The 23,520-nt window shown below is 38.4% G+C and carries 22 protein-coding genes, 11 tRNA genes and 1 rRNA gene; 1 reads left to right on the forward strand and 33 read right to left on the reverse strand.

The window, feature by feature from the left end:
• The 7 genes from JOC49_RS11685 to JOC49_RS11715 form a co-directional block, all read right to left on the reverse strand.
• Positions 1-494, reverse strand: a 494-nt coding sequence (locus JOC49_RS11685) for an ABC transporter permease (RefSeq protein WP_204665224.1), incomplete at its 3' end; no start/stop codon positions are given.
• A gap of 93 nt (positions 495-587) precedes the next feature.
• Positions 588-2,339: an ABC transporter substrate-binding protein gene (locus JOC49_RS11690; protein ID WP_204665225.1), complete on the reverse strand. Its 1,752-nt coding sequence runs from the start codon at positions 2,337-2,339 to the stop codon at positions 588-590.
• A 573-nt stretch (positions 2,340-2,912) separates the two neighbouring features.
• The gene (locus tag JOC49_RS11695; RefSeq protein ID WP_204665226.1) at positions 2,913-3,089 is read right to left on the reverse strand and encodes a histidine kinase; all 177 of its coding nucleotides are present in this window, start codon (positions 3,087-3,089) and stop codon (positions 2,913-2,915) included.
• Between the two features lie 8 nt (positions 3,090-3,097).
• Positions 3,098-4,924, reverse strand: coding sequence for a glutamine--fructose-6-phosphate transaminase (isomerizing) (glmS, locus tag JOC49_RS11700; protein WP_204665227.1), 1,827 nt, complete (start codon positions 4,922-4,924; stop codon positions 3,098-3,100).
• Positions 4,925-5,245: 321 nt separating this feature from the next.
• Positions 5,246-6,742, reverse strand: a complete 1,497-nt coding sequence (gene glpK / locus JOC49_RS11705) for a glycerol kinase GlpK (RefSeq protein ID WP_204665228.1) — start codon at positions 6,740-6,742, stop codon at positions 5,246-5,248.
• A 10-nt stretch (positions 6,743-6,752) separates the two neighbouring features.
• Positions 6,753-7,133 (reverse strand): HD-GYP domain-containing protein, encoded by a 381-nt coding sequence (locus JOC49_RS11710; RefSeq protein ID WP_204665229.1) that lies wholly within the window; start codon positions 7,131-7,133, stop codon positions 6,753-6,755.
• On the reverse strand, positions 7,126-7,629 hold the full coding sequence (locus JOC49_RS11715; protein ID WP_204665230.1) for an HD-GYP domain-containing protein: 504 nt from the start codon (positions 7,627-7,629) through the stop codon (positions 7,126-7,128). The genes JOC49_RS11710 and JOC49_RS11715 overlap by 8 nt, the downstream gene beginning before the upstream one ends.
• Before the next feature lie 110 nt (positions 7,630-7,739).
• Here JOC49_RS11715 and mnmH point away from each other — a divergent pair, with 110 nt between their 5' ends.
• Complete coding sequence (gene mnmH / locus JOC49_RS11720) at positions 7,740-8,780, forward strand: tRNA 2-selenouridine(34) synthase MnmH (protein WP_204665231.1); 1,041 nt, start codon at positions 7,740-7,742, stop codon at positions 8,778-8,780.
• Here the strand turns inward: mnmH and glmM are convergent.
• The 26 genes from glmM to rrf all read right to left on the reverse strand — a co-directional run.
• Positions 8,755-10,104 carry a phosphoglucosamine mutase gene (gene glmM, locus JOC49_RS11725; protein WP_204665232.1) on the reverse strand — a complete coding sequence of 450 codons (1,350 nt, stop codon included), beginning with the start codon at positions 10,102-10,104 and terminating at the stop codon, positions 8,755-8,757. The two genes, mnmH and glmM, sit on opposite strands and share 26 nt — an antisense overlap.
• 11 nt (positions 10,105-10,115) lie before the next feature.
• The gene (locus JOC49_RS11730) at positions 10,116-11,144 is read right to left on the reverse strand and encodes a TMEM165/GDT1 family protein (protein ID WP_204665233.1); all 1,029 of its coding nucleotides are present in this window, start codon (positions 11,142-11,144) and stop codon (positions 10,116-10,118) included.
• Between the two features lie 102 nt (positions 11,145-11,246).
• Positions 11,247-11,792 carry a 2-oxoacid:acceptor oxidoreductase family protein gene (locus JOC49_RS11735; protein ID WP_204665234.1) on the reverse strand — a complete coding sequence of 182 codons (546 nt, stop codon included), beginning with the start codon at positions 11,790-11,792 and terminating at the stop codon, positions 11,247-11,249.
• The gene (locus JOC49_RS11740) at positions 11,793-12,539 is read right to left on the reverse strand and encodes a thiamine pyrophosphate-dependent enzyme (protein WP_204665235.1); all 747 of its coding nucleotides are present in this window, start codon (positions 12,537-12,539) and stop codon (positions 11,793-11,795) included.
• Positions 12,539-13,606, reverse strand: a complete 1,068-nt coding sequence (locus tag JOC49_RS11745) for a 3-methyl-2-oxobutanoate dehydrogenase subunit VorB (protein WP_341534683.1) — start codon at positions 13,604-13,606, stop codon at positions 12,539-12,541. Before JOC49_RS11745 ends, JOC49_RS11740 begins: the two co-directional genes overlap by 1 nt.
• 8 nt (positions 13,607-13,614) lie before the next feature.
• Positions 13,615-13,830 carry a 4Fe-4S dicluster domain-containing protein gene (locus JOC49_RS11750; protein ID WP_204665237.1) on the reverse strand — a complete coding sequence of 72 codons (216 nt, stop codon included), beginning with the start codon at positions 13,828-13,830 and terminating at the stop codon, positions 13,615-13,617.
• 45 nt (positions 13,831-13,875) lie between these two features.
• Positions 13,876-14,553 carry a nucleotide-binding protein gene (locus JOC49_RS11755; protein WP_204665238.1) on the reverse strand — a complete coding sequence of 226 codons (678 nt, stop codon included), beginning with the start codon at positions 14,551-14,553 and terminating at the stop codon, positions 13,876-13,878.
• Positions 14,554-14,569: 16 nt separating this feature from the next.
• Complete coding sequence (gene buk / locus JOC49_RS11760; RefSeq protein WP_204665239.1) at positions 14,570-15,643, reverse strand: butyrate kinase; 1,074 nt, start codon at positions 15,641-15,643, stop codon at positions 14,570-14,572.
• A gap of 11 nt (positions 15,644-15,654) precedes the next feature.
• The gene (locus JOC49_RS11765) at positions 15,655-16,560 is read right to left on the reverse strand and encodes a phosphate butyryltransferase (protein WP_204665240.1); all 906 of its coding nucleotides are present in this window, start codon (positions 16,558-16,560) and stop codon (positions 15,655-15,657) included.
• Positions 16,553-17,632 (reverse strand): butyrate kinase, encoded by a 1,080-nt coding sequence (gene buk, locus JOC49_RS11770; RefSeq protein WP_243423707.1) that lies wholly within the window; start codon positions 17,630-17,632, stop codon positions 16,553-16,555. The genes JOC49_RS11765 and buk (JOC49_RS11770) overlap by 8 nt, the downstream gene beginning before the upstream one ends.
• Positions 17,633-17,792: 160 nt before the next feature.
• Complete coding sequence (locus JOC49_RS11775; RefSeq protein ID WP_204665242.1) at positions 17,793-19,508, reverse strand: sigma-54 interaction domain-containing protein; 1,716 nt, start codon at positions 19,506-19,508, stop codon at positions 17,793-17,795.
• A 16-nt stretch (positions 19,509-19,524) separates the two neighbouring features.
• Complete coding sequence (locus JOC49_RS11780; RefSeq protein ID WP_204665243.1) at positions 19,525-20,853, reverse strand: CdaR family protein; 1,329 nt, start codon at positions 20,851-20,853, stop codon at positions 19,525-19,527.
• The gene (gene cdaA / locus JOC49_RS11785) at positions 20,837-21,673 is read right to left on the reverse strand and encodes a diadenylate cyclase CdaA (protein ID WP_204665244.1); all 837 of its coding nucleotides are present in this window, start codon (positions 21,671-21,673) and stop codon (positions 20,837-20,839) included. The genes JOC49_RS11780 and cdaA overlap by 17 nt, the downstream gene beginning before the upstream one ends.
• Before the next feature lie 98 nt (positions 21,674-21,771).
• On the reverse strand, positions 21,772-22,038 hold the full coding sequence (locus JOC49_RS11790) for a chorismate mutase (RefSeq protein WP_204665245.1): 267 nt from the start codon (positions 22,036-22,038) through the stop codon (positions 21,772-21,774).
• Between the two features lie 91 nt (positions 22,039-22,129).
• Positions 22,130-22,205, reverse strand: a tRNA-Phe gene (locus JOC49_RS11795).
• Position 22,206: 1 nt separating this feature from the next.
• Positions 22,207-22,283: transfer RNA gene (locus JOC49_RS11800), tRNA-Ile, on the reverse strand.
• Between the two features lie 17 nt (positions 22,284-22,300).
• Positions 22,301-22,389 (reverse strand) — tRNA-Ser (locus tag JOC49_RS11805).
• Positions 22,390-22,403: 14 nt separating this feature from the next.
• Positions 22,404-22,480 (reverse strand) — tRNA-Arg (locus JOC49_RS11810).
• Positions 22,481-22,484: 4 nt separating this feature from the next.
• Positions 22,485-22,559 (reverse strand) — tRNA-Gly (locus JOC49_RS11815).
• 6 nt (positions 22,560-22,565) lie between these two features.
• A tRNA-Tyr gene (locus tag JOC49_RS11820) sits at positions 22,566-22,650 on the reverse strand.
• Between the two features lie 163 nt (positions 22,651-22,813).
• Positions 22,814-22,889: transfer RNA gene (locus JOC49_RS11825), tRNA-Thr, on the reverse strand.
• Between the two features lie 6 nt (positions 22,890-22,895).
• Positions 22,896-22,972: transfer RNA gene (locus JOC49_RS11830), tRNA-Asp, on the reverse strand.
• A 6-nt stretch (positions 22,973-22,978) separates the two neighbouring features.
• A tRNA-Glu gene (locus JOC49_RS11835) sits at positions 22,979-23,053 on the reverse strand.
• A 188-nt stretch (positions 23,054-23,241) separates the two neighbouring features.
• Positions 23,242-23,316: transfer RNA gene (locus JOC49_RS11840), tRNA-Met, on the reverse strand.
• Between the two features lie 7 nt (positions 23,317-23,323).
• Positions 23,324-23,398, reverse strand: a tRNA-Asn gene (locus tag JOC49_RS11845).
• 28 nt (positions 23,399-23,426) lie between these two features.
• Positions 23,427-23,520: ribosomal RNA gene (gene rrf, locus JOC49_RS11850) — 5S ribosomal RNA — on the reverse strand; the annotation flags it as partial.

Consider the following 23,520-nt stretch of genomic DNA (forward strand, 5'->3'; position numbering starts at 1 on the left):
GGCAGCCAGGTTACTGGTATGGCTATGAAAAAGATCAATAATAAGGCAAAGAAGAACGACGGCATGGAGACGCCGGTTAAGGAAAACACCGTCCAGAAATTGTCAAATAGACCATATTTTTTCACAGCTGACTTGATGCCCACTGGAATCGCTATGGCAAACGCTAAAACCATTGCTACTATATTTAAATAAAATGAATTCCATATAAAAGTGCCTATAACGTCTACAACGGGTTCTCTATATTTGTATGAATTTCCAAAATCACCTGTCAATGTTCTGCCAAGCCATTTGATATATCGGATGTGGAACGGATCATCCAATCCAAGTTGTTCTCTAATTTGTTGCTGCTGCTCTACTGTTGCATTCGAGCCTACCCCCAGGTACGCATTTACTGGATCTCCAGGCATGATTTCCAACAATCCAAATAAGATGATGGTAATAATCAATATGACTGGGATCAAGTGCAAAAGCCTTCTCGCTATGTACTTTAACATTCCTTCACCCCTCAAAAAATATTTTTGCCTAAAAAAGGCAGTCCTATAAAAAGACTGCCTTTATCTCATCATTTCAATGCACTATTGCTGCAATTATTCTACTATTTTAGCATCTTTAAGAGCAGATACCCAGTCATAAAGTGAGCTTGTCTTAAAGTCAACCAACTTAGGATTGTAAAGGTCGAAGTAAGTGTTTGCATATACTGGCATCATAGCTGCATCTTCATTCAAGATTTTAGCGATTTCAGCATACTTTGGCTTCGCTTCTTCAATATCCATAATTGCTTTTGCTTCGTCTAAGAGCGCATCCACTGTTGGATTTGAGTAACGGCTTGTGTTGTCATTACCACTTCCAATGTAATCAGAGTGGAAAGTTGTATAAAGTGAATGTGGGTCTGGTGTTGTGATTGAAGTTGCAAGGAAGAATAAACTCCAGTTCTCAACGTTTGCATCTGAGTTGTAGATAACATAGTCAAGAATTGTGTTAAACTCAAGGTATGAAATATTAAGTTTCACGCCAAGGCCTTGTCCCCAGTCTCTTTCCCACATAGGGATCAATGTTGCAAGAATATCATGATCTGGCATTGCTGCAATGTTAAGCTCCATTACCTGACCGTCTTTCTCTCTGTAACCGTCTGCATTAATTGTCCAGCCAGCTTCATCAAGAATTGATTTTGCTTTTTCAAGATCAAAATCATACTCTATCATGCTATCAAGAAGTTCATCTGTAATCGCCCAAGATACTTGTGAAAATGGGTGGTACTGAACACTTGCTAAAACTTGATCTGTATCTTTGTCATAATAGTAGCTGTTTACAAATTCTTTAACGTTAAATGAATAGTAAAGTGCCTGTCTTACAGCTTTCTCTGAAGTTGGGCCCCACTCATTGTTTGTCTTAATGTAACCGTAACCACTTCTGTTATAGCTGTTAATTGAGAAGCCACCATTTCTTGCTTCAGCAATTTTAGTAGGCTCAATAACGCCAGCAAGAAGGTCAACGCTACCACTTGTAAGTTCAACAATATCAGTTGTCATGTCAACAAACTTAAGGATGATTTCCTTAATCATGTAGCCTTCACCTGAGTAAAGTGGATTTCTTTCAAGGTAAACAAGTTCCTTATCTCTAAATTGAGCGATCATGTAAGGACCTGATCCCATTGCTTCTGTTGTAATTGCTTCTACGCCTGCAGTATTTCCTACAGCATAGTCAGCCCCATAATAGTGCTTAGGCAAAATTGAGTAGCCTGTGTTTGAGAAGTTTGTACGAAGTGCTTCTGTAAAGTTAAATTGCACTGTGTAATCGTCAAGTGCAACGACACCTTCAAACGTATCTGTTTCACCTGCATAAAACGCTTCATAACCAACCATGTCCTTTACAGCTGAGCCGTAGCGGCCAGTGTATGATGGGTCTGCAAGTACAAGGTAAGTAAACACAACGTCGTGTGCTGTAAGTGGCTGTCCATCAGAGAAAACAACATCATCTCTCATGTTAAATGTAATGGATTTGCCATCTTCTGAATATTCCCAGTCTTTAGCAATTACGCCTTCATATTCACCGTCAAAGTTCAACGCGATAAGTCCTTCAAAGACCATATCCACTACGTATCCATCATATGATGAAGAGTAGTAAAGAGGGTTGAAGTTACCTGATGCTTCTGTAATACCCACGATTAATGTGCCACTTGGCTCATTACTTGTATCAGGTGCTTCTGTAGCTGCTTCTGTCGTTTCTTCGCCTGCTGGTTGTGTCTCTGCTACCTCTGGCTCGTCTGTAGAACTACATCCTGCCAAAAACGCGGTAGTTACCATTACTAAGCAAAGAAACAAAATTAATGATTTCTTCATTCTTGATAATCCTCCTTCTTAAAATGTCGATTCCATAAATGAAACCCATCTATATAAACCTCGAAAGGTCTATATCTAAAAAAATTTATACACCACGAATTATTTAATATATTACACTACGTTAACAAATAAATCAAGGTGTTTGTGTTCTTTTGTTCAATTTTTTGTAACATGGATTTAATATCCATTACTAATATATAACATTTTTGATCAAATTGGAATATCATTTTCACAAATAATAGGGGTTGACAGAGTTGTTACGGAATAGAAACATTTACCCATTCCCATTTGTTCACCTTTTTATAAAAATTCTGTTTTATGCCTTTGCAACAATATTAAGGGTACCTAAATGTATTTTGTATCTCTTCAAAATCTCTCTAAGTCTTTGATACAGGTTTATTGTTAACCTATTATCAAGACGTAATTATATACGTCAACACACTTTCACATGTGAATTGTTTTGGCATATAAATAAAAACTAAAGTTAACGGAATCTATTGTTACGAAATGTTAATATATAAAAAGCCAAAAAAACCCTGCATTTTTATCCAATGCAGGGTTTTAACAAGCCTATTAAAGCATCCACCATACAATTACAATAGCAAGTACGGACATGATTCTAGTTGCTTTCAATGTTTTCTCGGTAACTTCACCTCTACCAAGCTTCCAAAACTCAAATAAGCGTATGGACAAGCTTGGGTTTATGACACCAATTAATAAGATTGCCGTCAAAATTATCTTTATTAGCATAATGCCTCCTATTCTACTGTGACAGATTTGGCAAGATTTCTCGGTTTATCCACATCATTGCCTCTCAATGTCGATACATAATAGGCAAATAATTGAAGTGGAACAATCGCAAGTAATGGTGCAAAAGCATCAGACGTTCGTGGAATATAAAATACTTCATCGGAAACTTTTTCAATCTGTCCATGCCCTTCTTTGGCAACTGCAAAGACATGGGCGCCCCTTGCTTTTACTTCCTTGATATTGGAAAGCATTTTTTCATACAAGCGATCCTGAGTTGCCAACGAAACAACAAATGTTTCATCTTCAATCAATGCTATTGTACCATGTTTCAATTCGCCTGCGGGAATTGCAAATGAATTAATGTATGAAATTTCTTTAAGTTTAAGCGACCCTTCTAATGCCAAGTCAGAATCAACGCCACGTCCCATAAAGAATACTTTTTCGTTGTTAAATTGTCGGGCAGCCAATTTTTGAATTTCTTCACTTTTTGAAAGAACCTGTTCAAATTTTTCAGGCATGGTTTTCAGTTCATCAATAAGTTCAGTGTAGTCCATATCAGAAAGTGCCCCATTCAGATGTCCAAAATGTATGGCCACCAAATAAAAAGCAATCAATTGAGTTGTAAATGCCTTTGTTGAAGCAACACCAATTTCTGGACCTGCCCAAGTATAAAACAGATCATCAGATTCCCGAGCAACAGAACTCCCAACAACATTTACAATACTCATAACACGCGCACCTTTTCGCTTAGCTTCTCGCAAAGATTGTAAAGTATCCAAGGTTTCACCTGATTGAGAGACCGCTATAAAGAGGGTACGATCATCAATAAATGGGTCCCTATATCGAAACTCTGAAGCAACATCACACTCCACAGGAATTTTCGCAAACGCTTCTATTGCACGTCTTCCTATTAATCCCGCGTGGTATGCAGTTCCACAGGCTACAATATAAATTTTGTTAATATTCGAAAGCTCTTCTGCAGTTAACCGAATCCCTTCCATCGCTAATTTTCCAGTACCATTTAGCCGCCTAAAAAGTGTTTCTTTTACGCCTTTAGGTTGTTCAAAAATCTCTTTTAAAGTAAAATGTTCAAACCCTTCTTTCTCAGCAGCATCAATGTCCCAAGTCACTTTATAGATGTCTCTTTCTTGAACTTGACCAAGGGAATTATAGATTGTAACAGAATCTTTAGTCAAATCTACAAACTCATCATTTTCTATTAATAATATTTCTCTTGTGTATTTTAATAGGGCTGGAATATCTGATGCAATAAAATTTTCATTTTCACCCAAACCTACAATCAAAGGGCTGTCTTTTCTTACCGCGACAAGTCGTTCCGGCTCATCCTTTGCAATAACACCAATCGCATACGCGCCTTCCATTCGATCAACTGCTTTTCGAACCGCTCGAAGCAAATCACCTTCATAATAATAATCAATTAAATGCGCAATAACTTCTGTATCAGTTTCTGATTTAAATGCAATCTTTTTATCATGCATCAGCCATTCTTTAATTTCCATATAATTTTCAATAATGCCATTGTGAATCACTGCAATGGTATCATTTAAATTTGTATGCGGATGTGCATTTAAGTCAGATGGTGCACCATGAGTTGCCCATCTTGTATGTCCTATCCCCAAAACTGTATCCATATCCATATCTATGATGTTTTCAAGATTTTTTAACCGTCCTTTAGTTTTATAAACCTTGACTTCACCACCTATATTTACTGCAATACCTGCTGAATCATAGCCTCTATACTCCAATTTTGAAAGCCCTTCTATCAAATAAGGAACCGCTTTATTTTTACCAATATATCCTACAATGCCACACATGAATTTTTCCTCCATCAAAAAATTAAAAAACACCCTATCTTAGGTGTCGGTAGACGCACTTATAGTCTTGAACCAACCTACTCACTTTGTTCCAGAAATCACTTTCTGGGTTTGTAGAGTATTTTACGGTGTTGGTTACACCGTGGGGCACCCGCCGAATTTTCGATTAACCCCACCCTCGTCAACTGATTACTCAGTTCTGGCGCTTATATTCAGTTAGACGTTTTCACTTGGCCACCCCCCTCTTACGAAATTATACCACACATACAGCCCTATACAAATGAAATTTATATGACAATATGTGTGGCATATATAATTTTTTTATTCAAATTCCCACTTCATTGCACGTTTTACCGCGCGTTTCCACCCCTTATACAATGCCTGACGCGTTTCGTCCTCTATCATCGGTGAAAACCGATCATCTGTACCTGTATTTTCTTTTATGTCTTCTAGGCTCGTCCAAAACCCAGTGGCAAGGCCAGCCAAATATGCTGCTCCGAGGGCTGTACTTTCAGTCACTGCAGGTCGGATGACATCAACACCTAACAAATCTGCTTGAAACTGCATTAAAAAATCATTCGCAGTAGCACCGCCATCCGTTCTGAGAGACCTCAATTTAAGGTTTGAATCTTCTTCCATAGCTTCAATAACATCTCTTGTTTGATAGGCAATTGCTTCTAATGTCGCCCTAATAATGTGATTGCGATTGCTGCCACGCGTCAATCCAACAATAGCCCCTCTTGCGTACATGTCCCAATAAGGTGCCCCCAAACCAGCAAAAGCAGGAACAAAATAAACGCCATTGGTATCCTGAACTTTTTCAGCATAATAAGCGCTTTCAGAGGCTTTTCCAATCAACATCATTTCATCTCTTAGCCACTGAACAGCTGCACCGGCAATAAAAATTGATCCTTCCAGAGCATATGATACTTGTCCATTCAATTGCCAAGCAATTGTTGTAAGCAACCCATTTCGAGAAGGGACTCTGTGATGTCCTGTGTTCATCAACAAAAAACAACCAGTCCCATATGTGTTTTTTGCAGCACCTTCATCAAAACACATTTGTCCAAAAAGTGCTGCCTGCTGATCGCCAGCGCATCCTGAAATTGGTATTTTTGACCCCCCAAATGTTTGTTCATCGGTAAACCCATAAATTTCTGAAGAAGATTTAACTTCTGGAAGCATTTGAATCGGAATATCCAATAGTTCAAGAATTTTATGATCCCATTCTAAAGTATCAATGTTAAACATCATGGTCCGAGAGGCATTACTGAAATCCGTTACATGGATTTTTCCCCGAGTTAAATTCCAAATTAACCATGTATCGATTGTCCCAAACAAGAGTTCTCCATGCCTTGCCCGTTCTCTAGAGCCTGTTACATGATCCAAAATCCATTTTACCTTTGTCGCGGAAAAATAAGCATCTACAACCAAACCTGTCGCATCCTGAATATATTCTGAATGTCCATCCGCAATCAAGCGATCACAAATATCTGCTGTTCTTCTGCACTGCCATACAATTGCATTATAAATGGGTTTTCCCGTTAATCGATCCCAAACCACAGTTGTCTCTCGCTGATTTGTAATCCCCAATGCGGCAATTTCAGCTACAGATACACCTGCGCTTTCTATTACTTCACGTGCAACACCCGACTGGGTTCCCCAAATTTCCATAGGATCATGTTCAACCCAACCGGATTTGGGATAGTGCTGTGTAAATTCTTTTTGTGCCGTTTTTACGATTTCGCCATTATGATTAAACAAAATCGCTCTTGAACTTGTTGTGCCTTGATCTAAAGCCAGAACATACTGCTTCATTTTCCCCTCCCTATTCAGGCAACTTCGGCAATGCTTTCTTAATAAAAATTGTCAAATCACGCATCAAATCAATAATTTTATCTTCATCATTTTGAATAGATTCATCTACGAGCCTTACAACTGGGCGTGTAGGTGAATTGGGATTATTCATCATAACAATACCAATTTTTTCGTTACTTAAGGCTACAATTGTGCCTGGCGGATAAATATCTACGACCTGCATTAATGTGTGGAATACATCCGTGTCTAACTTTGTTGGTGTTGCCGATCTCAAAATTTCTAAAGCTGTATCAACGGAGATACGGTTGTTATAATTTCGGTCTGATACAATGGCTCCAAAAATGTCGCATACAGTTACAATTCTAACTAAAAGTGGAATATTATCACCCATAAAGCCATGTGGATAGCCTTTCCCGATCTAAACCCATTTTAGTACCAATGAGTAGGGATAAAATCATAACCTCTACAGCATGATTGTAATGGTACATTTCAGCACCCATAAATTCAGTAGAATAATACTTCTGATGACTTTTTGAATAAATTTCAGCAATAATGTCATCAACTAATTTTTTAAGTTCACGAATATGCCCCTCTCGCATCTCTTGGTGTTCTAAATGCGCATTTATTTCCAATTGTGAATCGTATAGCTGTTTCATATAGACAATTGTCTGAAGCTTAATTTCGTCAGAAATCATCGGTTCAAGTACAATCCCCTTAGAAATTTCATCTTCAATGTATAAATGTCGGATATCTACCTGTTTTAGCTTTGCCAAAAGCCCAGGCGTTAACGTAGCACCTGAATTAATCAATAATGACAACTTTGAATCATACACAGGTTTTGCGATGATACTACCTGCTTCTACATCCATAATATTTACCAATCTCATAAGAACACCTCTGTCTTGTTATACCCATTTTTTTATATTTGAACAACTGGTTTGACTTTTCAATCTATGGTATGATGTCAATGAAGTTAAGATATGAAAGGACGAAACCTATGTATAAAGCAATTCCATTTGAATCCTGCGACGAAAAAACTGTTTTTATAGATGTCCGTAGTGAAAGCGAATTTAAAAAAGGTCATATTTGTGGTGCAATTAATCTGCCTATTCTAAACGATTTAGAACGACATGAAGTTGGCTGGATCTATAAAAATGCTTCTGTTGATGAGGCTAAAAGAGTCGGTCTAAAGCACGGCAGCGGCAAAATTCAAACTTTTTTGGATACAATTAATTCAATCACAGAAGAACTGCCCAATCATAAAATTGTTTTTTATTGTGCAAGAGGGGGCTACCGTAGTAGGTCCATAGCCATGCTTCTTTTAGGGATTGATGTACCCGTTCATTGGCTTGAAGGGGGTTATAAAAACTACCGTACAGAAGTTTTAGAAACGCTAAACACCCCTGATAAAATTCCGAATTTTATAGTGTTAAATGGTTATACAGGCGTCGGTAAAACACACATTTTAGAAGCGCTCCAAAAACTAGGCCAACCTGTTCTGGATTTAGAAAAAGCGGCGAATCACAAGGGCTCTCACCTAGGGGCAATCGGTACTGAAGGTGGACAACAGACTCAGCTCTTTGAAAATGCCATATATCATCAATTAAAAAGTCTCAAACATGCGTATTGCTTTATAGAATCTGAAAGCAAACGCATCGGAAAAGTTTATGTGCCAAACGCAATATTTGATAAATTACAAAGAGGCTCCTATATAAAACTGGAAGCCTCTGTCGCTTTTAGAATCGAAGGACTTGTAAAAGATTATGTCAATACACCTGATTTTAAATCCTCTTTTGAAAACGCACTTTTAAGAATTAAACCCTATATTGGTACATCTCTTTACACTGAAATTAGGACCTTGTTTCACGGGGAATTCTATGCTGAATTGGCAGAAAAACTCTTAATTCACCACTATGATCCAATCTATCAAAAGAGTATTTCTGCACATGACCATATTGCAACCTTTACTGTTACGAACTACGAAGAGTGTGCACAGGAGATATCCAATTGGATTAGTCATTCAACTCTTTCTCAATAAGCGTCACAAGTTCTCCAGCAACCTGGTTCAATACAGTCTGATCAGAACCTTCAATCATGACCCGTACCAATGGCTCTGTTCCAGAAGGCCTAATTAAAACGCGTCCTTTTCCGTGGAAATCCGCTTCCACGGATTTTATTTTATCTGCAATTTTATTGTTTTCCATAAACCGATGCTTTTTCGCATTACTTACTTTTGCATTTTTTAAGACTTGAGGATAAACCGTCATTATTTTTGACAATTCGGAAAGTGGTTTCCCCGATTCCTTCATTACTTTTAGAAGCTGTACTGCTGTCAAAAGACCATCACCAGTTGTATTATAATCGAGAAAAATTATATGTCCAGACTGCTCACCACCCAAAACATAACCATTTTTAAGCATATGTTCAAGGACATATCTGTCTCCAACCTGAGTCTTAATTGTCTTCATACTATTTTCTTCAATTGCGAGATCAAATCCCAAATTTGTCATAACTGTTGTTACAATCGTATCTGCTTTTAATGCGCCTCTTTCTTTCATATGCAATCCACAGATTGCCATAATTTTATCTCCATCCACTAAGTTGCCTTTTTCATCAATGGCTAACAATCGATCTGCATCTCCATCAAAAGCCAAGCCGACATCTGCGTCAACAGTTTTTACAAACTTTATTAAGTCGCCAAGATGTGTTGACCCACAATTTTCATTGATATTTAACCCGTCTGGCTCATGATGAATTGAATACACTTTAGCATCTAAGCGATTAAATGCCAACGGTGCAACATCATACGCGGCTCCATTAGCACAATCCAATGCAATTTTCATACCTTCAAATTTTATGTCACCGATGCTGTTTACAATTGACTCAATATAGGCATGTGTGCCTTGTTCATACGGGAGTACCCTACCCAAACTTCCGCCAACAGGTAGGTCAATCATACGTTTTGATAGAATTGCATCTTCAATTTCATCTTCTAAAGCATCTGATAATTTCAATCCTTTAGCGTCAAAAAATTTTATGCCGTTAAATGGCATTGGGTTGTGTGATGCGGAAATCATAACACCTGCATCTGCTTCCAATTGGCGTACCAATTTAGCAACTGCCGGTGTCGGGATTACACCTAGATCAATAACATCACATCCAGTCGATAAAATTCCAGCAACTAAAGCATTTTCTAACACGTCTCCAGAGATACGCGTATCTTTCCCTACTATAATTTTTGCCCTCGTTTTCCCTTTTGTAATGATATGTGCACCATATTTTCCTAAAGCCATTGCCAATTCTATCGTAAGTTCTTTATTAGCAATCCCTCTAACACCATCTGTTCCAAACATTCTAGACATATTTATGCTCCTTAACTTTTATTGACAACTTTAAAAAAAGAATGACTTTCACGGGTCAGTATCCGTTCAATTACAGTATAAATACCCACTAAAACTTTTTCATTTTGATCCTCTGGATACTGTTCGAAGTGGACATCCAACAGGCTTTTAATTTGTCTTGCTTTATCTTTATCAAATTCTGCAACTTCAAATTTGTCCAAATATGTGCTTTCGAGTTTATCAGGATTAAACTTACCTGAAAGCAATTCTTCCATATAAGCAATCAAGCACTCGGATTCTGCGCATACAGAACACGTTTTACACAATTTATGAACTTCATCTTTAAGTAGACCTCTAAATGCTTTAAGTGCATTTGCCTTCTGCTTTAGTGCAGATAGAGAAACTTCTCTCAGTTGCCTTCTAAAAATAACCACCCTAAAAAGAATTAGGGCAATAATCACTACAGAAAGAAGCCACATAAAAACATTTCCCATACTCTGTACATACATAGATGCATAGATCTTTACCAGACCAAAAACCATAAAAATTACAAAAGCAAAAATTTTTATCACGTGTTCTGGCACACGGTCTCCCAATCTAGACCCTATAAATATTCCAAAAGAACTTACCACCACCATACCAAGAACTGTTCCCATTAAAACTAAAACTGGGTACACACTCTGTGTCGCAAGCGTTAAGGCAGTTAATTGCGTTTTATCTCCCAACTCACCAAGAAAAAAAGCCATTGCAACAGTTATTACAGGTCCCCATGTCCTAATTGCTTTGTTGTCCTCAGATTCTTCCGCAATACTAAGAGACATTAAACCAAACGCGACAAAAAGAACGCCTGCAACCAATTGCAAGGCATCCAATGGAATTACCTTATTTAACAACACCCCTAAAGCGATGGCCAGTCCATGATTTAAAAGCGACCCCACCATTACGCCCAACAATATGCTTTTAACCTTATATTTTGTCGCAAAAGCCATCGCCATAATCTGCGTTTTATCCCCCATCTCAGCGACAAAAATCAAAGAAAAAGCTTGAAACAACTCTTTCATTTTTACACTCCAATTGATTATCAATTTATTATCTCATACTATAGGCACAAAATAAAGACCCAAAGAGAATTGATATCTCTTTAGGTCTTCAAATACTAACACTTATTGAGTGACTGCTTCAGCACCCTTCTTTAGAGCTTCTTCATTTATTTTCAACAAATGTGCCTTCGATTCACCAAATGTTTTCTTCAAAGCTGCCATAACAGATTCAACAGATACAATTTTAGTAAGTTCTAAATAGGCACCCAACATAATCATGTTTGCAACTTTTGCATTGCCCAACTCTACTGCAAGGTCATTTGCAGGAATGTAATAAACATGAAGGTCTGTTCTTTTTGTTTTTCTTTCAATCAAAGAACTGTTAATTAAAAGATTGCCTTCCGGCAAAACTTCAACTTCAAATTTATCTAGAGAAGGTAAATTCATGATAATTGCGGCTGTTGCATCATTTGCAATAACTGGTGAACCAATTGGTTTTGATGAAACCATCACACTACAATTTGCTGTTCCACCGCGCATCTCAGGGCCATACGATGGCAACCAAGAAACTTCTTTATCTTCCAACATGCCTGCATATGAAATCAATTGCCCCATAAGCATAACACCTTGACCACCAAATCCAGCACAGATAATTCTTTCATTTAACATTTACTTTACCTCCCCTGGTCTTCTAAAGTTTCCAATCGGATAGTATGGAATCATGTTATCTTGAAGCCATTTAATCGCATCAATTGGTGTCATTCCCCAGTTGGTTGGACACGTTGACAATACTTCAACAATAGAGAATCCCTTACCCTCAAGTTGGCATTGGAACGCTTCTTTAATTGCTTTTTTTGCTTTTCTAATATTTGCAGGTGTATCCACTGATACCCGCTCAACAAAAGCTGCGCCATCAATTGTTGCCAACATTTCAGAAACTCTTAAAGGCATACCAGAATGTTCAACTGTTCTTCCAAGTGGTGCTGTTGTCGCACGTTGTCCAATTAATGTTGTTGGCGCCATTTGGCCACCAGTCATACCATAAATCGCATTATTAACGAAGATTGTTGTGATTTTTTCACCTCTATGGGCAACATGAACAATTTCTGCAGTACCAATGGATGCGAGGTCACCATCGCCCTGGTACGTAAAGACAACTTTATCTGGGTGCACTCTTTTAATACCCGTTGCAACGGCAGGCGCTCTACCATGAGAAGCTTCATGCATATCACAGTTAAAATAGTCATATGCCAATACAGAACACCCTACTGGTGCAACACCTATAGACTCACCTAAAACGTCTAATTCTTCAAGCACTTCTGCAACAAGTCTATGGATTATACCATGTGTACAACCTGGGCAGTAGTGGGTTTGCTTATCTGTTAACCCTTTAGTTTTTTGAAAAACAATTGCCATTATTTTGCACCTCCAACCAATTCTTTAACTTTTTCAATGACACCTTCCGGAGTTGGTACCATACCGCCCGATCGGCCGTAAAAATGAACAGGCCATCTGCCATTTGAAGCAATTTTCACATCATCCACCATTTGACCCATAGACATTTCTACAGACATCAATGATTTACATGTTGTAGGAATTTCATCAAAAGCTTTTTCTGGGAACGGCCACAATGTAATTGGTCGAATCAATCCAACATTTATATTTTGTTCTTTGAGTTCATTAATTGCGTTTTTAACAATTCTCGATGTTGTTCCATAAGCAACTAAAACAATTTCTGCGTTTTCCATATTATACACTTCATAACGCACTTCTTTTTCTTTCATTTCGTTATATTTTACCTGCAATCTTTCATTATGCTTTTCAAGTTCAGCTGGATCAAGTGCAAGCGAATTGATGATATTTGGTTTTCTTTGCCCTTTTGTTCCTGTAGTTGCCCAAGGCTTATCTTTCAATTCATAACGTTTACTAGGCGACTTGAATTCGATTGGTTCCATCATTTGACCAATCATGCCGTCACCCACCATCATAACAGGGTTTCGGTAATAATCCGCAGCATCAAAAGCATCCTGCATCAAATCAACCATTTCCTGTAGGTTTGCTGGTGCAAATACAAGCAATTTATAATCGCCATTTCCACCACCACGTGTCACTTGGTTGTAGTCAGATTGTGCCGGTTGAATACCGCCAAGCCCTGGACCACCTCTAACAATATTTACAATAACACACGGAAGTTCAGCACCTGCAATATAAGTGATGCCTTCTTGTTTCAAGGCAATTCCTGGTGATGATGATGACGTCATAACTCTTGCACCAGCACCTGCTGCGCCATACACCATATTAATGGCAGAAACTTCACTTTCAGCTTGTAAAAATACGCCATCATTTTTTGGCAGTTCTCTTGACATATACTCCGGCAACTCATTTTGAGGCGTAATCGGATATCCGAAAAAGTACTTGCAGCCCGCTTTAATTGCAGCAGCGCCAATCGCCTCATTACCTTTCATTAATACTTTAGCCATTATAACCCTCCCTAGAATCTTTCAACAGTAATTACATAATCTGGACAAATTGTTGCGCAGTTGGCACAGCCAATGCACTTATCCATTTCAAATACAGTCGATGGATGAAACCCTTTTGCGTTAATCTTACTTGTATCCATTTTAACAATGTTGACCGGACATACTGTTGTACAAAGACCACAGCCTTTGCAAGTGTCCTGATTAAAAGTCACTTTTCCTTTAGCCACTTTTCATACCTCCCATGTTTTACATTTATTTTTCGAGTGAAAGCCCTACATCCAATCCTCACGCATGAGCATTGCAATCGGCAGAATTTTCCCTTCAATGTCTTCTGGTAATTGGTGGGTAACCTTTTCCAAAGTGCTGACATACTTGATGGGAATATTCAATTTTTTTGAAACTTCCACTACCAATTGTTGACCTTTCATAACGTCTTCTACAGTTGTATCTCTTAAAAGATGCGTATTGTTAATTAAACCTGTAACTTTAACGCCAACTGTGTCTTCAATTTTGCGAATATGTGAAACAACACCCATAAGATCCTGAGTTTGTTCTCTGTAAGCATTAACCACACAGAACATATCATATTCACCTTCTGTAAAATATTCCTTATATCTCGCTAAAACTCTTGCACCAACGGCATCACCGCCAACATCAAGTATCACTTGCGCGTTTTCATTTTGTAGCGGCGCCAATATGCTTGGGGAGAGCATTGGCAAATCTAAATTCGTATTGTGTCCAAACGCACCTGATATGACTGTAATCCCTTCAGCTTGAAGAATTTCAGCTTTTTCACGAGACCTAAAATATGGATTTACAATATCCAAATCACAAACGGCAACTTGTTCGGCTTCTTTCTTTAGCATTCTCGCATAATTTACAGCGAATTCAGTTTTCCCACTGCCATAATGACCGATTATTATTCGAATTCTCTTATCATCCAATTTCATGTCTTCACCTAATCCCTTAACTATAAATTTGAGGGGCTTCTTCTTTTCTCAAAACGCGAAGACCGCCCAAAGCAAGCGCACTCATTTCATCTTCACCTGCGTAAACAACAACATCTCCAATAAAAGCTACTCTTGATTTAATCCAATCAACCAACATCTGACCATAAGCCAAACCACCTGTCAAAACAATGGCGTCTACATGACCTTTTAGTACGGCAGCACAACTTCCAATTTCCTTTGCAACTTGGTAGGCCATCGCCTCAAAAACAAGTTTTGCCTTTTCATCACCCTTTTGGATCATGGCTTCAACATCACGGCCATCATTGGTTCCAAGATAAGCTACAAGTCCACCTTTACCGGTGATTTTCTTTTTAATTTCTGCATGTGTGTATTTGCCTGAATAACACATTTTAGCCAAATCACCAATTGGTAATCCGCCTGACCTTTCAGGTGAAAATGGGCCTTCACCATCTAAGGCATTGTTCACATCCACGACATTTCCTTTTTCATGTGCACCTACTGAAATGCCGCCACCAAGATGGGCTACAATTAAGTTTAGATCGCGATAGTTTCTATTGTGTTCACTCGCATAACGTCTCGCAACTGCCTTTTGGTTCAAGGCATGGAAAATAGATACTCTGGAAATATCTGGCATCCCTGAAATTCGAGCTATTTCACTCATTTCATCTACAACGACAGGATCTACAATATATGCCGGAATATTTAGCTGAGATGCAATCTCCTGCGCAATCAAAGCGCCTAAATTAGAAGCATGTTCTCCCATTTGAGCAGCTTTTATGTCTTCAATCATTTTTTCGTTAACCGAATACGTGCCACCCTTAATTGGCTTAAGCAAGCCACCTCTGCCCACCACAGCGTTAAGTTTCGTTAAGTTAATCTCATTTTCTTCCAAAATAGCCAGTATAACTTGCTTTCTAAACTCAAATTGATCTGCAACCTTTTCATACTTGGCAATTTCTTCATTGGAATGCCTTAATGTTGTTTCAAAAACTTCCCTTTCATTGTCATAAACTGCAATTTTTGTGGAAGTCGACCCTGGGTTAATGGCCAGGATTCTAAAAACGTCCATAACTCGCCCTCCTACTTATATTCTGACATTAAAACACCTAAAGCAATTGAATTTAATTTTGATGCATCCGAATCGGCTCTTGATGTTAGAATGATTGGTGCCTTTGCCCCTACTATTATCCCTGCTGATTGCGCATTTGCAAGGAAGTTTAAAGCTTTATAGAGTACATTTCCAGCTTCAATGGATGGGCAAAGTAAAATATCTACGTCACCCGCCATCGGATCTTTTATACCTTTGATTTCAGCCGCCTCTTTTGAAACAGCATTATCTAGTGCAAATGGTCCACCAACTTTACAGCCTTGTATCTGACCTTCTGCGTTCATCTTAACCAGTTCTCCTGCATGAACTGTAGCAATCATAGACTCTGTAACTTTCTCCTTTGCAGCAATGACACCTACATTTGGCAACTCAATTTCCAAAGCTTTTGTCACCGCTAAGGCATTTTCAATAATTTGCTTTTTGGCGTTCAAGTCAGGTGCTATGTTCATGGCAGCATCTGTTACCGTTAAAATTTTATGATAGGTTGCAACATCAAAAACCGCAACATGACTTAAGACATTTCCCGTTCTAAGTCCAACTTCACGGTTAAGGACGGCCTTTAATATAATTGATGTATCAACCAACCCCTTCATTACCAAATCCGCTTCACCAGAAGAAACCATAGAAACAGCTTTCAATGATGCTTCTGCCATATCCATAACATGAAGCAGTTGAAATTCAGACAAGTCCAAGCCAATATCAGACGCTATTTTCTCGATTTGAGCCACATCTCCAATTAAAATACCCTTGATAATACCTAGGTCATAAGCACCTTTAAGCGCCTTTAAAACATCATCATCCTGAGCACACGCAACAGCAACTTTCTTTGGTCCTTTTTCCACTGCACGTGCAATGAGTTCATCAAAATTTTTAACCATCTATGCCCACCTCTTCTTCATAAATTTTCAAGCGATCCTCTCCGTTTAACACTCTAAGCGTCCCTAGATTTAATGCTTTCATCTCATCTTCACCAGGCTTTACAATAAATGGTGCAATAAACGAAACATGATCTTCAATAAATGCCATCAAATAGTCTGAATATGCAACGCCACCTGTCATAACAATTGCATCAATTTCACCGGATAAAACGGTTGCCATAGCCCCTATCTCTTTAGCAATCTGATAACCCATTGCTTCAAAGACCAATTTTGCTTTTTGATCACCCTGCTCAATGCGTTCAATAACAGCTCTCGCATCATTCGTTCCTAGATATCCAGTAAGACCTCCAGTGCCACGCATTTTCTTTTTCATTTCGGAAAAGGTATAGTTTCCAGAAAAACACATTTTAACCAAATCGCCTACGGGTAGACTCCCTGTTCTTTCAGGTGAAAACGGGCCCATTTCATTTGCATTGTTCACATCAATAATTTTACCTTTTTTCATGGGGGCTATAGAAATACCACCACCTAGATGTGCTACAATCAAGTTTAAATCATCTATTTTTTTGCCAACATCTTCAGCATAACTATGCGCAATTGCACGTATGTTCAGTGCATGAACCAAAGATCGTCTTTCAATCTCCGGCATCCCTGAAATCCTTGCAACAGGCTCAAACTCATCTACTGCAACCGGGTCTACTATATACGCTTTAATCCCTTGGTCTGTTGCAATTGCATGGGCAATAATGCCACCCAAGTTAGATGCGTGTTCACCTTGAATGCCAATTCTTAAATCATCAAGCATTTTTTCTGTCACCAAATAAGTACCACTTGGCATAGATCTTAACAAACCGCCTCTTCCTACAACAGCAATCAAATCAGCTGGTTTAATGTGGTTTGCCTTAAGCCACCCCATGATTGCCTCCATTCGATAAGCGTACTGATCTGTAATTTTCTCAAATCGACTTAATGCTTCAACATTATGGTCAATATTTTCCTGAACTATTTTTTCTGTCCCCTTAAAAACTGCCAATTTTGTAGATGTCGATCCAGGGTTGATTACCAATATCATAATTGCCACCTCCATTTGATTCCTCATATTAATTAAGCAAGTACTATGCCAAATTAGAGCCCCTTGATAACGCCCATTTTATAGGTCCATCTGTCACAGAATGCAAAAAAATACATGCAGTAATTTGCATGTATTTTTGAAAAAGTGCAGTTTGTTGCACTTACGAGTTGATGTCTAATTTTTTCAATTTATAATACAGGGCTCTTAACGATATGTCTAATTTCCTTGCGGCAATTTCGCGATTGCCATTACTAAGTTCCAAAACTTTTAATATATGTTTTCTCTCAAATAAATTTAATGCATCTGCCAATTCCATGTTTGTAGCCATAGGTTGTACATCAGAAACTGACTGATTTTTTTCTGCATTTAAAGACAGTATATTGGGCAGATGATGGGTTTCAACAATTTCTTCATTCATGCGAATATTAATCATAGCACGTCCTACAAAATTTTCAAGTTCTCTTACATTTCCTGGCCAATCATAAGCCATAACAGTTTCTAAAGCATTTTGTGAAATTTTTGAAACACTGCGCCCGTATTCTTGATTGTACTTAACAATCAAGTGTTTGACCAGATCTGGTATATCTGTCTTATGTTCTCTTAAAGCGGGAATATTAATTGGCACCACATTTAGCCGATAATAAAGATCTTGTCTAAACCGTTTCTGTTCTATGGCACTTTCAAGATTTACATTTGTAGCTGATATAATACGAACATCTATGGAAACAGGTTTATTACCACCCACCCTTAAAATTTCTTTTTCTTGAAGAACTCTAAGTAATTTTGCTTGTGTATTTAAGCTAAGTTCACCAATTTCATCTAGAAAAATTGTGCCCCCATTTGCCTTTTCAAATAGGCCTACTTTCCCGCCTTTAGAAGCGCCTGTAAAGGCCCCTTCTTCATAACCAAAAAGTTCGCTTTCTAAAAGATTTTCATTTATCGCAGCACAATTTACCCTAACAAATTGAGCAAATTTGCGACTGGAAGCATTGTGTATTGCATGTGCAAACAACTCTTTTCCCGTTCCACTTTCTCCACGAATAATAACAGTCGCAGGCGTTTCAGCCGCTATTTTAGCTTTTTCTATGGCATTATTTAAAATCTCGCTTTTACCAATTATGTCATCAAATGTGTATTTGGCCTCAAGATTCCGAATGATCTGCTTGGCTTGATCCAACTGCTTATAAATCTCATTAATCTCTGTCAGGTCATGAATAATGGCCACTGAGCCTTTTAAAATTCCTTTATCATATATAGGTGCAGCCTCTGCAATAACTTCTTTCCGATTAAATCCAACTTTTAATTTCTTACCTTTAATCGGAAGGCCTGTTTTTAAAACTTCCATATGAACACTTTCACCTTCAGCGAGATCATAGGTACAATCTTTTCCAATAATATCTGCCTCGGTGTAGCCTGTCATTCTTGTATACGCTGGATTAATAAGCAATCCTTTGCCACTAGCATCCACTACAGAAATGGCATCTTGTGTCGCATTAAATGTCGCTTCAAGCGTTTCTCTAATTTGATTTAAATCCGTGATTCTTTCAGCCAATTCTATGATTTCTGAAATATCTCTAAAAACAGCTAGAGCACCCATTATTTTACCATCATCATCAAAAACAGGCATTCTACTTGTAATAATAGTTGTTCGATTCAAAGGTTGTTTTTGATTCAATTCAGCAATTCCAGTTTTTAAAACGATTGGCAGTCTTGTGTTCTCTACAACCGTTTCAACTTGATGTCCAATTGCGTTTTCACGGTTTATTCCAGTTAGTTTTTCAGCAGATTTATTAAAAATTGTTATAATGCCCTTTAAATCTACAACAATCATCGCATCATGTGTCGAATCTAAAATTTTCTGAATATCTTTCCTCATCTAAACCCGCTCCTGTTCAATCCTTGGATTCTTTTTCAGTTATTTCAACTTCAATATTCGCAGGTTCAATCACATATTTTTTTATCTGCTTTTGTGATGTTAAATTGATTTTCAATCGATATATTCCAACTTTATCCACATTACTCAAATTAAGATCTAATTGCAAATCGTCTTTTTCTAAAGATTCAATAATTGATTTTATGTCTTCAACACGGACAATTATCGGTGCATCCGCCTCCAGAATTTCATAAGAATAATCAAAATTCAAACCTACAATAACAGGCATTTCTTTTGTATCAAAGGTAAATTCTTTTGTTTGAATTTCTTCAATTATCACTTCAACTTGAATTGGTCCAATATGACTTTGTGGTAAAATATCATTCGGAAAAACAAGATCTTTTTCAATAATCAGTGTTTCTGTCTCATCACCTGAAAGAATAACTGAATCCGCATTTACTTCCACCAAACTTTTAATAGTGTCCACGTGTCCACTTACCGATATCGTTTCTGGTATTGTTCTGATGGATACAATTTCATAGCCTTCACTAGGTTCACCCGTAACATCAACTTCTATAGGCACTTCTTTGAGTTGGCCTAGTTTGAGAAACACATTTGCATAACTTGACTCTAAATTCACACCAGTCACAAGATTGCCATCTTCGTCATAAGGGGTTACAACAACTTCACGCGACAAATCTGCCTCCAAATTTCCAACGCCAATCGATGCGCCTAAATACGCAACAGAAGCTACAAAACTTTCAGGGCCAGTAACTTTTATATCTGATGGACTGGTTTCAAGACGTTCCTGATAAAAAGTATCCGCAAATTGATCTGTTATCTCAATCTTTATCGGTTTAGGGATTGAAACAATCCGTTCAGTGTTAATCGATAGATCGTTTGGAAACACGGATTTTATGGATACATCTTCTGCATTAATGGTTCGATTGATGTATATACTATTATTCCCAGCTCTTACAGTACGCATATCTGCCCAAAGACTAATCCCACTAGCACTCATGCCCAAGACACTGTTCCGCCTACCAATGACTTCAACATTTACAAAATAATCATATTGGTTCATGATTTTTAAATTGTTTTGATCTAATTCTTGTATGTTAATAAGTTGGACAGGAACATTTTCAATTACTTTTGTAATTTCAGGATCAACTTGATCAATTACAAAAAGCCAAAACAAAAATGCCAATATTATAGAAAGAATCTTTTTCCCCGTATTTTGTGTCCATCGAATTTTCATAAGTTCTAAGGGTTTTTCCCAAATCCAAATAAAAAAGCTTCGAATTGAATGAAGAAGAGTGTCAAAATAGCCTTTATTTCTTTTTGGCATTTTTCTCACCTCCATTGCTTTCTTTTTCTTGAGTCAAAGCATTAACCATAAGCTCTTTTAAGGTTGATGGGTCTAAAAAGCGTTGTAGCTTGCCTTCAACCGCCATTGAAATGGCACCGGTTTCTTCTGATACAATGACAATTACAGCATCGGATGTCTCGGTCATTCCCATAGCCGCACGATGTCTAGTCCCTAACTCTTTGCTAATATATTTATTGGTAGAAAGTGGCAATAAGCACCCTGCCGCCATAATTCGATTGTTCTTTATAACAACCGCTCCATCATGCAAGGGTGATTTAGGATAAAAAATATTCATCAATAGATCAGCTGAAACTTTAGCATCTGTAACTGTACCTGTTTCAACGATATCATTTATCCCAATCATTCGCTCAACAACTATTAATGCACCAATTTTCTTCCGCGACATGACACCTGCTGCATCGGCAATTTCATTTACGATTCGGACTTGTTCATCGTTAACAGTTTTTTTAGCCGATGTAAGGAACCATTGACTTCGACCTAAATGTTCAAGTGCTTTTCTAAGTTCAGGCTGAAATATAATAACAAGCGCTATCAGTCCAATTGTAAAAGTACTTTGCAAAATAAAATTTACGGCATAAAGCTTCGCCCATTCACTGACTTTGGCAATTATAAGAATGATAATGAATCCCTTTACAAGCTGTTCTGCTCGTGTCTCTTTAATAAGACTCAATAATTTATATAGAACAAAAGCAATGATTACAATATCAATAATATAAGTTACCTTTACTTCTGAAACAAATGATTTTATAAACGTAATTATGACTTCAATAATTTCCATGATACACCCCAATTTTTATAAAATGTCACTATCCAGTATACTCTTTTGCAATTCTCTTTTGTATACACCTTATCTAATCTTAATAAAATTGTAATGGTTTACAATTTAGATTGCTCATCTTTACTAATTGACATTATATATCTATATACCCTAACAATGGCGTCTTCAAATTGAGAATTTTTGCATTTGTCACGAATTCGATTTATAATTTCTGTTTCGCGTGAAGACTGCTGTATTTCAAGATCATATTTTTTTTTGATTTTTCCAATTTGATGCGTCGTTTTAAAACGTTCATTTAATTGGGAAATAATCAAATTATCAATTTTATCTAACTCTTGCCTAAGTTTTTCAATCTCTGAGTTCATATGTTTTACCCCCTCATTCATTCTATCATATATACATATCCAAACTTCATCAAAAAACAAAAAAACTCAATTCGAAAATTGAGTTTTTTTTTGGTGCCCAGAGGCGGAATCGAACCACCGACACGGGGATTTTCAGTCCCCTGCTCTACCGACTGAGCTATCTGGGCATGGTGGGCATAAGTGGACTCGAACCACCGACCTCACGCTTATCAGGCGTGCGCTCTAACCAGCTGAGCTATACGCCCCTACCAAATAGGGTTTATGGCGGAGAGGGTGGGATTCGAACCCACGTGGGCTCGCACCCTAACGGTTTTCAAGACCGCCCCGTTATGACCACTTCGGTACCTCTCCATAATTATTTAATTTGGTGCGTCCGTAGGGACTCGAACCCCAAACCCTCGCCTTAGAAGGGCGATGCTCTATCCAGTTGAGCTACGAACGCATATTGGAGCGGAAGACGAGATTCGAACTCGCGACCCTCGCCTTGGCAAGGCGATGCTCTACCACTGAGCCACTCCCGCAAATATTGGTGGAGGGAGAAGGATTCGAACCTTCGAAAGCTCAGCTAACGGATTTACAGTCCGCCCCCTTTGGCCACTCGGGAACCCCTCCAAATTATGAAACACAGTTACACAGGCTCGCGCATTTAAAAACCAAATGCTACCTCGCCCAATATTTTCGCTATGATTTCTAAACAGAAAATATTTACTTATCCTTCCTGTGCTTGCAAGCAAACACTACGTCAGGCGATATTTTAGCTTCGCTAAAAATCGTATGGAGCCGGCGATGGGACTCGAACCCGCGACCTACTGATTACAAGTCAGTTGCTCTACCAATTGAGCTACGCCGGCAAAAAATGGCGATCCAGAAGGGACTCGAACCCTCGACCTCTAGCGTGACAGGCTAGCGTTCTAACCAACTGAACTACTGGACCGTATTATGGTGACCCCTAGGGGAATCGAACCCCTGTTACCGCCGTGAAAGGGCGGTGTCTTGACCGCTTGACCAAGGGGCCATGCTTAAATGGTGTTCTTTTGTACTCAAACCTCTTGGTTTATAAGCTGTCGATAGTGATGTTTCGCTTCGCGAGAACAACACCTAACTGTATTTCGTCTTAATACAATATTTTTTAATTTACATTCCCTCCTGCATTTGTAAACAAATGCCACGTCGGGCAACATTTTCAACTCCGTTGAAAAGTTGTGGTTGCGGAGGCAGGATTCGAACCTGCGACCTTTGGGTTATGAGCCCAACGAGCTGCCACTGCTCCACTCCGCGTCATTTTTGGCTCCAAGGGAGGGATTCGAACCCTCAGCCTATCGGTTAACAGCCGAGTGCTCCACCATTGAGCTACCTTGGAACGCACTCATTTCTAAATTTAAAATACAAACCGGCAACGTTCTACTCTCCCAGGCAGCTACCCGCCAAGTACCATCGACGCTGGAGGACTTTACTTCTGTGTTCGGGATGGGAACAGGTGTT

Source organism: Fusibacter tunisiensis, from assembly GCF_016908355.1.
Taxonomy (GTDB): domain Bacteria; phylum Bacillota; class Clostridia; order Peptostreptococcales; family Acidaminobacteraceae; genus Fusibacter_D; species Fusibacter_D tunisiensis.